Raw genomic sequence first — 13,078 nt, forward strand, 5'->3', positions numbered from 1 at the left:
TGTGAGGTGTGACACGAGGCGTCACAGTCTCGGGTGCGGCGGGGTCGTATGTATGAGGAGGGCCGAATCATGCATGGTCCCTGGAGCAATCTCCGAGCGAGAGTATTCCCCGATCACTGGTCGCTGCTGTTCGGCCAGATCGCCTTCTACAGCTTCGTTGTGGTCACACTCAGCGGCCTCGTGCTGATGGTGCCGTACGAGCCGTCGGTCGAACACGTTGTGTACGACGGCCCGTACGCACCGCTGCACGGCGTACAGATGTCGCAGGCGCTGGACTCGACGATGAAGATCAGCTTCGAGATGCGCGGTGGCCTGCTCATCCGTCAGATGCACCACTGGGGCGCGCTGATCATGGTGGCGGCGATCCTGCTGCACCTGTTGCGGCTGTTCTTCACCGCCGGGTTCCGCCGGCCGCGGCGGCTGAACTGGCTGGTCGTCTTCGGGCTGCTGATCATCACGCTGGGCGCCTGCCTCACCGGTACGTCGCTCCCGGACGACATGGCGTCGGGCACGAGCCTCGCCGTACTGGACGGCGTGCTGCAGGCGACGCCGTTCGTCGGTACCCAACTGTCGGCGCTCCTGTTCGGAGGCGACTTCCCGGGCGATGTGATCGCGCGGTTCTACCCGCTGCACATCATCGTCCTACCGGCACTGCTCGTTGTGCTCTTCATCATCAGCGGCGTCCTCGCGCTCAAGAACAAGCCGGCGCAGTTCCCCGGCCCCGGGCGAACCGAGGACAACGTGGTCGGGAGTCGGGCGGCTGTCGCCGCGGTCAAGGGCGCCGGCCTGTTCTGCTTCGTGACCGGAGTCGTGACCCTGATGGCCGCGCTGGCCACCATCAACCCGGTGTGGCTGTTCGGTCCGGCCGATCCGGCGGACACCTCGGCCGGAGTCGGCCCGGCCTGGTACCTCGCCTTCCTGGACGGCGCGCTGCGGCTGGCGCCGGGCTGGGAGGTCGTCTGGTGGGGTAGGACGATCAGCTTCGCCATCCTGCTGCCGGTCGCGATCTGCACGCTGTTCCTCGCGATCGTCGGGATCTACCCGTTCATCGAGGAGCGGGGGACCCGCGACCGGCGGGAGCACAACCTGCTCGAACGCCCCCGCAGCAACCCGATCCGCACCGGCATCGGTGTCGCCGGAGTCGTCTTCTACGGCGTCCTCTGGGCCGCGGCCGGCGCCGACACGATGGCCGTCCAGTTCCATCTGTCGGTGAACGCCCTGATCCACCTGTTCCAGGTACTGCTGATCCTCGGCCCACCGGTCGCGTTCTCGATCACCCGCCGCCTCTGCCTCGGTCTGCAGCTGCGCGACACGGAGATCCTCGAACACGGCATCGAGACCGGCCAGATCACCCGCACCCCGGACGGCGGGTATGTCGAGAAACACCGCCCGGCCACGCCTCAGCTCACGTCACGTCAGGACAAGGCCGGGGTGTGAATGCGGCCCGTCGTCGTCGACAGCGGCCGTGCGCTCGCCGCGCTGCGGGTCGCGATGATCTCGGCCGCGATCGAGATCGCGGTCTCCTCGGGAGTCCGCGCGCCGAGATCGAGACCGGTCGGCGACGACAGCCGGGCGAGCTCGTCCTCGGTGACGCCCGCGGCGCGCAACCGGGACAGCCGGTCGTGGTGGGTACGCCGTGAGCCCATCGCGCCGATGTAGCCGGCGTTCGTGCGCAATGCCAGCTCCAGCAGCGGTACGTCGAACTTCGGATCATGAGTCAGCACGCACAGCGCCGTACGGCTGTCGACCTGCTCGAGTACGCCGGCCAGGAAGCGATGTGGCCAGTCGACGACGACCTCGTCAGCCTCGGGAAACCGGAGCCGGGTGGCGAACACAGCACGGGCGTCGCACACGGTCACGTGATAGCCGAGGAACTTGCCGACCCGGGCCACGGCCGCCGCGAAGTCGATCGCCCCGAACACGAACATCCGCGGCGGCGGGGTGAGCGACTGCACGAACACCGCGACCTCGGTACGCCGGCATTCACCGTGAGCGCCGTACTGCCGGACAGCGCTGGAGCCGTTGTCGAGCATGGCTACGGCGTCCTCGAGCACGGCCTCGTCCAGGCCCGTATCACCCAGGCCGCCGCTGACTCCGTCCGGCCTGACGACGAGCCGCCGACCCAGGTGTTCGCCCGGCGTGACCACGGTCGCGACTGCAACAGGTCGCCCCGCGTCGACCGCGGCGGCGACCAACTCGAACTCGGCGAACGACGCCGGATCGATCGGCTCCACCAGAACCTCGACCACACCACCGCAGGTCAGGCCGATCGCGAACATGTCCTCGTCGGAGACACCGTACCGGCGCACCTCCGGCCGGCCGGTCCGGATGACCTCCTGGGCCACCGCGTACACGTCGGATTCGACACAGCCGCCGGACACGCTGCCGACCGCCACGCCGCCGGCCGACACCGCCATCGCCGCACCCGGTTGACGCGGAGCCGAACGGAACGTGCCGATCACCGTCGCGATCGCGAACCGCTCACCGTCTGCGTACCACCGCCGTACGTGCGGCAGAACGTCACGCACGCATCTCCTCCGCGCCGGCCTTGACGGCTTCGCGGATCCGCGAGTACGTGCCGCACCGGCAGATGTTGCGCAGCTCGTCGAGATCCGCGTCGGTGATGTCGCGGCCCTCCGCCTGCGCCTGCCGGACCTTGGCGACGGCGGCCATGATCTGGCCCGGCTGGCAGTACCCGCACTGCGCCACGTCGTACGTCAGCCAGGCCTCCTGCATCGGGTGCAGGTCCTTGCCGACCGTCGCCGGCAACCCCTCGATCGTGGTGACCTCGTCGGTCGGCTCGATGTCCTTCACCTGCACCGAGCAGGGGTTGAAGGCTTTGCCGTTGATGTGCGAGGTGCAGGACTTGCACACCTCCAGCGCACATCCGTACTTCGGTCCGGTGACGCCGAGCAGGTCGCGCAGAACCCACAGCAGCCGGACGTTGTCCTCGGCATCGACGCTGATCTGCTTGCCGTTGAGCTTGAAAGTGTGCGTTGGCATGGATTCCTCAGAACGTGTGGTCGAGGCCGTCGGTCGGCGACTGCGGGGTGGACGGCTGGACCGGCAACGGCTCGAAGCCGAGCGTGCCGTGGTTGATCGGGAAGTACGTCGGCATCGTGCCGGTCGCCCGCGCATAGGCGCACGCGATCGCGGCGAAGGCCGGCGCCACCGACAGCTCACCGGCGCCGCCCGGGCTGTCGCTCGTGTTCGGCATGATCACCACCTGCACGTCCAGCGGCGAGTTCCACTCCCGGGTGTAGAAGTAGTTGTCCCAGCTGCCTTCGAGCGGGATGCCGTTCTTGATGTGCAGGCTCGATGTCAGCGCCAGCGCGATCGCGTCCTGCAGACCGCCGAACATCTGGGCTTCCAGTCCACGTGGGTTGATGCAGAACCCGGGATCGACGACGATCGTTGCCTTGGTCACCCGCGGACCGGTCACGCCTTCTCCCTCGACCGGCCGGTTGACCGTCTCCGGCCGGCAGTCGATCTCCACCAGCGTCGCGACCGCGGCCCGGTACTCCGAGTGCACGCCGACACCCTGCGCCGTACCCTTCGGCATCGCCTTGCCCCACTCGCCGACCTCGGCCGCCTTGTTCAGCACCGCGAGCAACCGCTGGTCCTTGAGGAAGTTCCGCCGGAACCGGACCGGGTCCTGTCCCATCTTCGCGGCGAGCCGATCGACCACCAGTTCCTCGGCGCAGACCACGTTCGGCGAGTAGATGTTGCGCATGCTGCCGGTGTTGAACTTCAGCGGGACCTCGTTGAGCAGCTGGGTCGTCACCCCGAAGTTGTAGGGCGACGACTGGGTCAGCTCGAAGATCGTCTCCGCGAACGACAGGTTGCCACCGACCGGCAGATCGGCCGCGAACGCGGTGATCATCTCGCCGAGGCCGTGACCGAAGTCCGTCTGCACGCTGGTGTGCCGCTGCTCGTACGTCAGCACGTTGCCGGCCAGGTAGTTCACCCGCACCCGCGACGTACACATCGGGTGGGTGCGGCCCTGACGGAAGTTGTCCGTGCGGGACCAGGACAGCTTGACCGGCTTGCCCATCTTCTGCGAGATCTCCGCCGCCTCGGCCGCGACGTCGTGGAACAGGTGCCGGCCGAACGAGCCGCCGCCCTGGGTGACGTGCACCTTCACCGCGTCGATCGGCAGGCCGAGCTGCTTGGCGATGTCCTCCTGGGCCACGATCGGCACCTTGAGGCTGGACCAGATCTCCGCACTGTCCGGACGGACGTCCGCGATCGCGCAGTCGGGCTCGAGCGGGCTGTTGCTCGCGAACGCGAAGACGAACTCGGCGTCGATCGTCTGCGACAGCAGCGGCGGCACCGCCATCGGCAGCTGGGCCGCTCGGAGCTTCGCCAGCACGGTGGCGTCCGACTCCTTGTCGACCGTGCCCGGCCCCCAGGTCGCGTCGACCTTCTGGATCGCATCGATGCACTGGCCGAAGGTCTCGCCCCTGATCGCGACACCGTGGGTGATCCCAACGACATCGGTGATCCCCGGCATCGCCCGCAGCGCGGCCAGGTTGTTGATCGAGCGCAGCGTCCCGTTGATCGTCGGCGGCCTGGCCACCATGGTCGGCTTCGCGTTCGGGATCTGCAGGTCCATCGCGAACTGCTTGCGGCCGGTGACGATGTCGTGGGCATCGACGCGGTTGCGCGGCTTCCCGATCACGCTGAACTCGGACGGCGACTTGAGCTGCGCGGACACCGTGATCGTCTTGGCGCTGGCCGCGGCCTTGGCCAGCGATCCGTACGTCGCCGTACGGCCGTTCGGACCGCTGACAACACCGTTGCGCGTGGTGACTCGAGCCGCACCGACGCTCCACTGCGCAGCGGCAGTGTCCACCAGACGCTGCCGGGCGATCGCGGCGGCGGTGCGGACCGGGAGATACATGCTGCGCATCGAGTTCGACCCGCCGGTCAGCTGGTTCATCAGCAACTCGGGCCGCGCATCCGCCAGGCCGATCTCCACCTTCTCGATCGGCAGATCCAGCTCTTCGGCGACGATCATCGCGAACGCGGTGGTGATGCCCTGCCCGACCTCGGCCCGCGGCACCGCGAAGAACGCCGTACCGTCCGTCCTCAACTCGACGGTGATCAGGCTGGACGTCGGCGCCGCGGCGAGGTTCTGCAGGTCGCCGAGGTCGAAGATGTCCACCGGCTGCGGCACCGACGGCACCGCGGCGTCCGCCGGGTGCGCGCCGGACGAGTCGAGGGCCCAGCTCACGCCGACCGCGAGGGTGGGCGCGGCGATCAGGTAGCCGAGGACCTTGCGCCGCCCCAGCAGGCCACGTCTGTCGGCCGGCTGTTCGCTTGGTCGGTCCAACGAACGTGGGTCTTCGGCCATGAGGGGTCCTCCGTGCTCGAGCAATGCTGGGAACGCAGTCTGGCACCGCCGGCCGTGCGCCGGGATGGCCATGATGCCCACGTTTTGCGCGGCTTCACTGTGCACAACGCACAGGCGGCAGTTCGGTCACGCAGGCGGCGGGAACAGCCGGAAAGCACGCAATGCAAGGCCGAGTTCGAGCTGGAAGCCGTCGTCGGTGAGGTTACGGCCGGTGATCTGATGGATCCGGTGCAAGCGGTTGATGACCGTGTTCCGGTGACAATGCGCGAGATCGGCGGTACGTCGTACCGAGCCGGCCGCCGTCACCCAGTTGTCCAGCGTGCGGAGCAGGAGTTCACGTTCGGCCTCGGGCACCGTCATCAGCGGCACCAGCCAGGTCTGCACGAGTTGCTCCGCCAACTCCGGTGCACTCAGCAACAACGCTTCCGGGAGCCGCTCGGTCAGCGCCACGACGTCGATCTGTCCGGCGGGCAGCGTCCGGCGGGCCAGCATCGCCTGGCGGTAGGCGAGGTCGACTTCGGCCAGGCCGGAGACAACGCCGGACAAGCCCGCGGGCGCATGCACCACCTCGCGCAGGATGCCCAGGACCTTGCCGGCGGATTCCGTGCCCAGGGCAAGCAGGCCGACGACCGTCTGGGGCCGCACCTGCCAGGCGGAACAGACGCGGACACCGGCGAACCGGCGCTTGAACGAGGTCGCCGTACCCTCGTCGTCGACCAGGTTGTCGATCACCACCACCAGGTAGGGACCGTTCACCGGTACGTCGAGGACCGTCGCCGCCTCTTGGACGAAGGCCCGGTCCGCCCGCCCCTCGAGCAACCCTTGCCACAGCGTCGACCTGCGTTGCTCATCCGCGCGGACGAGATCCCGCTCGGCGGCGTGATAGGCGGCCGCGACCTGCGACGACGTACGGTCGACGACTTCCCACACCTTGCCGGCGACGTCGAGCAGGACCTCGGACTCGGCCGTCCCCTGGGCGCGGGCCTCGTCGATCAAGGCCTCCCACACCACCCGCCCACCGAGGCGGAAGGACTTGAGTACGTCGTCCAACGGCATCCGCTGCTCGGCCCGCCGCCGTCCGGTCGCGAGCGCGGCGTCGAAGTAGTGAACGCCGGGGTTGTCGCCCGCGGCAATCATCTGCACGACCCGGGCAACGTTGTCATGACACGACCGCCACAGATCCTGCCGCGGCACCGAACCCATCTCGCGGTACGCCGGATTCTGCTCGTGGATGGTCTCGACCAGCGCATCGGTCAACGCCGGCAGATGCAGCAGCACACTCTCGGCCAGCGCCTCGACGCTCAACGTCGCGACATCCTGCCCCGCAGCCCTACTCATAGTCGGCACAGCATCGCACAGAGTTGCCGTGCAGCCCAGACCTCGCGTCAGACGGAGCGGGTGGCTACCAGGTCGCAGAGGGTGTCGAGAGCTTCCCGGCCGGGGCCTTCGGGGAGCGTGCTGAGGAGTTTGCGGGCGTCGGCGGCACGACGGCGTACGTCGTTCTCGGCCTGCTGGAAGGACGGATGCGAGCGGAGCAGATCCAGCGTCTCGGACAACAGCACGTCGTCGGAGAGGTCGGAGTCCAACAGGTCCAGCAGCCGGGCGTCGGTGGGATCCGTGGGATCCGCCTGGGCACGGAAGATCAGGACCGGTAGCGTCGGCACGCCTTCGCGCAGATCCGTGCCCGGCGTCTTGCCGGACTGGTCGGACTCGGAGGCGATGTCGAGCAGGTCGTCGGCGAGCTGGAAGGCGACGCCGATCTCCTCGCCGAATGCGCGCAGCGATTCCTGCACGTCCTCCGACGCACCGGCGTACCGCGCGCCGAAGAGGACCGACGTCGCGATCAGCGAACCGGTCTTGTCGGCGACCACCGACAGGTAGTGCTTCAACGGGTCCTGGCCTTCGCCGACACCCATCGTCTCGCGGATCTGCCCCTCGACCAGCCGGCCGAACGTCCGGGCCTGGATCCGGACCGCTTCCGGCCCGAGGTCCGCGACCAGGTCCGACGCGCGGGCGAACAGCCAGTCGCCGGACAGGATCGCGACCGAGTTGTCCCAGCGCGCGTTCGCGGTGGACGAGCCGCGCCGCAGCGCCGCCTCGTCCATCACGTCGTCGTGGTGCAGCGTCGCGACGTGCGTGAGCTCGACGACGACCGCCGCCTTCACCACCTCGTCGGAGGCGACATCAGCACCGAACTCGGCCCCGAGCATGACCAGCAGCGGCCGGAACCGCTTGCCACCGGCAACCATCACGTGCTGGGCGGCCGCGGTGACGAACGGCGCCTCGGACTGGGTCGCGTCGAGCAGCGCCTGCTCTACCCGTTCCAGCCCGGCGCGAACCCGGGACTCGAGCGCCGCATCGGCGAACTCGAATCCCAGGCTCTCGGCCGGCAGCGGGGTCGGACTCAACGGATGAACTCACCAGCTCGGGCCGCCAGGTCGAGCACCGGTCCGGGAACCAGACCGAGAACCACCGTGGCGGCGAGACCCAGCGCGACGGCCGACGTGGTCTGCCAGCCGGGCAGCGCCACGTCCGGCGCGTCGGCAGGCAGGTCGGAGAAGAACATCAGCACGATCACGCGGACGTAGAAGAACGCGGCCACCAGGCTCGACAGGACAGCGACGACAACCAGAGGCCACGCGCCGCCCGTCCAGGCCGCGCTGAAGACCGCCCACTTGCCGGTGAAGCCCGCGGTCAGCGGGATACCGGCGAAGGACAGCAGGAAGAACGCGAAGATACCGGCCAGCAGCGGCGACTTCTTGCCCAGGCCCGCCCAGCGGGACAGGTGGGTCGCCTCGCCGCCCGCGTCGCGCACCAGCGTGACGACGGCGAACGCGCCGATGGTCGGGAAGCCGTACGAGACCAGGTAGAACAGCACCGCCTGGGTCGAGGTGATCCCGTTGTGGACGCCGCTGCCCGCCTGCGCGAGGCCGACGAACGCGGTCAGCAGGAAGCCTGCGTGCGCGATCGACGAGTACGCCAGCATCCGCTTCACGTCGGTCTGGGTGATCGCGACGATCGAACCGACCACCATGGTGAGGATCGCGACGATCCACATCATCGGCGCCCAGTCCCAGCGCGTCCCGCCGAGGGCGACGTAGAAGACCCGCATCAGACCGACGAACGCGGCGATCTTGGTGCAGGCGGCCATGAAGCCGGTGACCGGCGTCGGGGCGCCCTGGTACACGTCCGGGGTCCAGGAGTGGAACGGCACGCCGCCGACCTTGAACAGCAGGCCGACGCCCACCAGGCCGGTGCCGGCCAGCAGGATCGTGTCGCCACCGGTCTCGGTGGACAGCGCGTCCGCGATCCCGCCGAGCGACATCGTGCCGGCGTACCCGTAGAGCAGCGCGATCCCGAACAGCAGGAACGCCGACGAGAACGCACCGAGCAGGAAGTACTTCATCGCGGCTTCCTGCGAGATCAGCCGGCGACGACGCGCCAGGCCGCAGAGCAGGTACAGCGGCAGCGAGAAGACCTCGAGCGCGACGAACAGCACCAGCAGGTCGTTCGAGGCGGCGAACAGCATCATGCCGCCGACCGCGAACAGGGTCAGCGGGAAGATCTCGGTGTGCTCGATGCGAGCCGCCGTACCCTCCCGTTCGGCCTCGGAGCCCGGTACTGCGGCCGCCTGGCCGGCGAACGCGGACAGGCCGCCGTCGATCGACCGCTCGGCGAACAGCAGCACGCTGATCAGCGTCAGCGCCAGCAGGATCAGCCAGGTGAACAGCGCCGGGCCGTCCACCGAGATCGCGCCCTGCGCGGCGATCAGCTCCTTGTTGTCGTTCATCAGGATGCCGGTCAGGACCCCGGACACGACCACGGCGACCACCGTGATCGACAGCTGCACCAGGTGCCGCAAGGGCCGCGGCAGGAACGCCTCGACCAGGACGCCGACGCACGCCGCACCGAAGACGACGAGCAGCGGCATCAGCTCGTTGTACTCGATCTTCGGCGCCGTGAAGTCCGCCAGCGGCAGCAACATCGCGCTCACTTCTGTCCCTCCGTCACGGGGATCTGCGGTGCCTTGTCGGTCACGCCGACCCGCTGCATGGTCGATTCGACCGCGGGCTTGATGATGTCGACCACGGGCTTGGGGTAGATACCGAAGCCGATGATCAGGATCACGAGCGGTGCGATCGCGAGCACCTCACGCTTGTTCAGGTCTTTCAGCTTCTCGATCCCGTCGCGGACCGGGCCGGTCATCGTGCGTTGGTACATCAGCAGGATGTACAGCGCGGCCAGCACGATACCGAGGACGGCGATCACCGCAATCACCTTGTGCCGGCTGAACGTCCCGGCCAGCACCATGAACTCGGAGATGAACGGCGACAGGCCGGGCAGCGCGAGGCTGGACAGGCCGGCGAAGAGGAACGTGCCGGCCAGCACCGGGGCCACCTTCTCGACCCCGCCGTAGTCGGCGATCCTGGCGGACCCGCGCCGGGAGATCAGGTACCCGGCGACCAGGAACAGTGCCGCGGTGGAGAGACCGTGGTTGAACATGTACAGCGTCGACCCGGTCAGGCCCTGCGACGTCAGCGCGAAGATACCCATCACGATGAAGCCGAAGTGCGAGATCGAGGTGTACGCGATCAGCCGCTTGATGTCGGTCTGCCCGATCGCCAGCAGCGCGCCGTACAGCACCGAGATCAACGCCAGCACCAGGACGACCGGGGTGGCCCACTGGGACGCGTTCGGGAACAGGCCCAGGCAGAACCGGATCATCCCGAAGGTGCCGATCTTGTCCAGGATGCCGACCAGCAGCACCGACGTACCCGGCGTCGCCTCACCGGCCGCGTCCGGCAGCCAGGTGTGGAACGGCACCATCGGCGCCTTGACCGCGAACGCGAACATGAAGCCGAGGAACAGCCAGCGTTCGGTGTTCTGGCTCATGTCCAGCTTGACCATGTCGGACAGCAGGTACGACGGGGCGCCGTGCTTGGCCGAGACGACGTACAGGCCGACGACCGACGCCAGCATGAGCAGACCGCCGAGCAGCGAGTACAGCAGGAACTTCACCGCGGCATACGAACGCTGCGGGCCGCCGAAGCCGCCGATCAGGAAGTACATCGGGATCAGCGTGGCCTCGAACAGCACGTAGAACAGGAAGACGTCGGTCGCGGCGAACACGCCGATCGACAGTGCCTCCAGGCCGAGGATCCAGGCGAAGAAGGACTTCTCCGACCAGCGGCCGTTCTGGGCGTCGTTCCAGGACGCGATGATCACGATCGGCGACAGCAGCGCGGTCAGCACCACCAGCACCACGCCGACACCGTCGAGGCCGAGCGCGTAGTGCGCGCCGAAGGCCTTGATCCAGGTGTACGTCTCGGCGTAGTCCTCGGGGCCGTTGCGGTGGTAGCCGATCGCGACGATCGCGGTCAGCACCAGCGTGACGAGCGAGAACCCGAGCGCGACCTGCTTGGCCAGCAGGCCTTTCGCCTTGGGCACCAGCATCGTCGCGATGGCCCCGACGAACGGCAGGAGGAGTAACAGGGTCAGCCAACCGATGTTCACGACAACCTCACCGCGAGGAGGGCGACGACCACGAATGCGGCGCCGAAGACCATGCTGAGTGCGTACGAACGGACGAAGCCCGTCTGGACCCGGCGGAGCCGGCCGGACAGTCCGCCGAAGAGTGCGGCCAGGCCGTTGACCAGGCCGTCGACGCCCCGGTTGTCGAGCCAGACCAGGGTCCGGGTCAGGTACTGGCCCGGGCGCATGAAGAGGGCCTCGTTCAGCGCGTCGCCGTACAGGTCACGCCGCGCGAACGTGGTGATCGGCGATCCGGCCGGTGCCTCGCGCGGGATGTCCCGGCGGTACATCAGCACCGAGATCGCGATGCCGACGGCAACGACCACGAGCGTGATGATCGTCATCACGGTGGCACTCAGCGGAGCGTGCTCCTCCTCGTGGCCGACGATCGGGCTCAGCCAGTCGACGATCCAGTGGCCGGCGAAGTACAGCGCACCGCCGCCGAGGGAGAGCGCGGCCAGGATGATCAGCGGCCACGTCATCACCTTGGGCGACTCGTGCGGGTGCACCTCGTCGTCCCAGCGCTTCTTGCCGAAGAACGTCATCATCATCACCCGCGTCATGTAGAACGCGGTGATGCCGGCGCCGAGCAGCGCGCAGAGACCGATCACGATGTTGTCCGCGAACGCGGCCTCGATGATCTTGTCCTTGCTGAAGAAGCCGGCGAACGGCGGGATGCCGAGGATCGCCAGGTAGCCGAAGCCGAAGGTCACGAAGGTGACCTTCATCGCCGTCCGCAGGGCGCCGTAGTGCCGCATGTTCACGTCGTCGTTCATGCCGTGCATGACCGATCCGGCGCCGAGGAACATGTTGGCCTTGAAGAAGCCGTGGGTGAGCAGGTGGAAGATCGCGAACACGTACCCGGCCGGGCCGAGGCCGGCGGCCAGCATCATGTAGCCGATCTGGCTCATCGTCGAACCGGCCAGCGCCTTCTTGATGTCGTCCTTGGCGCAACCGATGATCGCACCGGCGAGCGCGGTGACCGTACCGACGATCACCACCGCGGTGGAGGCCGCGTCGGACTGCTCGAAGATCGCGTGCGAGCGGACCACCAGGTAGACGCCCGCGGTGACCATGGTCGCCGCGTGGATCAGCGCCGACACCGGGGTCGGGCCCTCCATCGCGTCCAGCAGCCAGGACTGCAGCGGCACCTGCGCGGACTTACCGCAGGCGGCCAGCAGCAGCATCAGGCCGAGCAGCGTGGCCCAGGTCGTCGACAGGTGCTCGGCGCCGGCGTTGACCGTGCCGAACGCCGAGGAGCCGAACAGCGCCCACATGCTCATCACCGCGAGCGAGAGGCCGATGTCACCGACCCGGTTCACCACGAACGCCTTCTTCGCGGCGACCGCTGCCGACGTCTTGTACTGCCAGAAGCCGATCAGCAGGTACGACGCCAGACCGACGCCCTCCCAGCCGACGAAGACCAGCAGGTAGTCGGCGGCCAGCACCAGCAGCAGCATCGAGGCGATGAACAGGTTCAGGTACCCGAAGAACCGCCGCCGGCGCTCGTCGTGCTCCATGTAGCCGATCGAGTAGATGTGGATCAGCGAACCCACACCGGTGATCAGCAGCACGAACAGGATCGACAGCGGGTCGATCAGCAGGGTGAAGTCGACCGTGATGTGGCCGACCGAGAACCACTCGAACAGCTTGACCGTCTCGGACCGCTCGCCGTCGGCCTTGCCGCGCATCTGGAAGAACAGCACGACGCCGAAGGCGAAGGAGATCAGCGGCGCCAGCGTGCCCAGCAGGTGACCCCATGCGTTGGTGGCCTTGCCACCGAGCAACAGGATCGCCGCGGACACCGCCGGTACCGCGACCAGCAGCCACGTCAGCTCATGACTCATCGGTGCTTACCTCAGTACTTGAGCAGGTTGGCGTCGTCGACCGAGGCCGAGCGACGGGTACGGAAGATGGCCATGATGATCGCCAGCCCGATCACGACCTCGGCCGCGGCCACCACCATCACGAAGAAGGCGGCGATCTGACCGTCGAGGTTGCCGTGCTGGCGGGCGAAGCTGACGAACGCGAGGTTGGTCGCGTTCAGCATCAGTTCGACGCACATGAAGACGACGATCGCGTTCCGGCGTACCAGCACGCCCAACGCGCCGATACTGAACAGGATCGCCGCAAGCACGATGTAAGGCTCGGTGCTCATGCGCGTCCTCGCTTCGCTCCGGGCGCGCATGA

At 68.0% G+C, this 13,078-nt stretch carries 10 protein-coding genes; 1 reads left to right on the plus strand and 9 read right to left on the minus strand.

The features are described 5' to 3' along the window. Positions 1 to 69 precede the first annotated feature (69 nt). Complete coding sequence (locus OHA10_RS06860) at positions 70 to 1,437, plus strand: cytochrome bc complex cytochrome b subunit (RefSeq protein ID WP_371405323.1); 1,368 nt, start codon at positions 70 to 72, stop codon at positions 1,435 to 1,437. Here the strand turns inward: OHA10_RS06860 and OHA10_RS06865 are convergent. From OHA10_RS06865 to nuoK, 9 genes are all read right to left on the minus strand, one after another. Then, positions 1,416 to 2,528, minus strand: coding sequence for an XdhC family protein (locus tag OHA10_RS06865; protein ID WP_371405324.1), 1,113 nt, complete (start codon positions 2,526 to 2,528; stop codon positions 1,416 to 1,418). The genes OHA10_RS06860 and OHA10_RS06865 overlap by 22 nt on opposite strands. After that, positions 2,521 to 3,003: a (2Fe-2S)-binding protein gene (locus tag OHA10_RS06870; protein ID WP_371405325.1), complete on the minus strand. Its 483-nt coding sequence runs from the start codon at positions 3,001 to 3,003 to the stop codon at positions 2,521 to 2,523. Before OHA10_RS06870 ends, OHA10_RS06865 begins: the two co-directional genes overlap by 8 nt. Positions 3,004 to 3,010: 7 nt before the next feature. Further along, positions 3,011 to 5,356 carry a molybdopterin cofactor-binding domain-containing protein gene (locus OHA10_RS06875; protein ID WP_371405326.1) on the minus strand — a complete coding sequence of 782 codons (2,346 nt, stop codon included), beginning with the start codon at positions 5,354 to 5,356 and terminating at the stop codon, positions 3,011 to 3,013. 126 nt (positions 5,357 to 5,482) lie between these two features. Continuing rightward, on the minus strand, positions 5,483 to 6,694 hold the full coding sequence (locus OHA10_RS06880; protein ID WP_371405327.1) for a PucR family transcriptional regulator: 1,212 nt from the start codon (positions 6,692 to 6,694) through the stop codon (positions 5,483 to 5,485). Between the two features lie 47 nt (positions 6,695 to 6,741). Beyond that, the gene (locus OHA10_RS06885; protein ID WP_371405328.1) at positions 6,742 to 7,764 is read right to left on the minus strand and encodes a polyprenyl synthetase family protein; all 1,023 of its coding nucleotides are present in this window, start codon (positions 7,762 to 7,764) and stop codon (positions 6,742 to 6,744) included. Continuing rightward, positions 7,761 to 9,341, minus strand: coding sequence for an NADH-quinone oxidoreductase subunit NuoN (gene nuoN / locus OHA10_RS06890; RefSeq protein WP_371407907.1), 1,581 nt, complete (start codon positions 9,339 to 9,341; stop codon positions 7,761 to 7,763). The genes OHA10_RS06885 and nuoN overlap by 4 nt, the downstream gene beginning before the upstream one ends. Positions 9,342 to 9,346: 5 nt before the next feature. Further along, positions 9,347 to 10,870: an NADH-quinone oxidoreductase subunit M gene (locus OHA10_RS06895; RefSeq protein ID WP_371405329.1), complete on the minus strand. Its 1,524-nt coding sequence runs from the start codon at positions 10,868 to 10,870 to the stop codon at positions 9,347 to 9,349. Next, positions 10,867 to 12,735 (minus strand): NADH-quinone oxidoreductase subunit L, encoded by a 1,869-nt coding sequence (nuoL, locus tag OHA10_RS06900; RefSeq protein WP_371405330.1) that lies wholly within the window; start codon positions 12,733 to 12,735, stop codon positions 10,867 to 10,869. Before nuoL ends, OHA10_RS06895 begins: the two co-directional genes overlap by 4 nt. 11 nt (positions 12,736 to 12,746) lie before the next feature. Continuing rightward, positions 12,747 to 13,046, minus strand: coding sequence for an NADH-quinone oxidoreductase subunit NuoK (nuoK, locus tag OHA10_RS06905; RefSeq protein WP_130441814.1), 300 nt, complete (start codon positions 13,044 to 13,046; stop codon positions 12,747 to 12,749). Positions 13,047 to 13,078: the final 32 nt, after the last annotated feature.

Source organism: Kribbella sp. NBC_00662, from assembly GCF_041430295.1.
Classification (GTDB): Bacteria; Actinomycetota; Actinomycetes; order Propionibacteriales; family Kribbellaceae; genus Kribbella.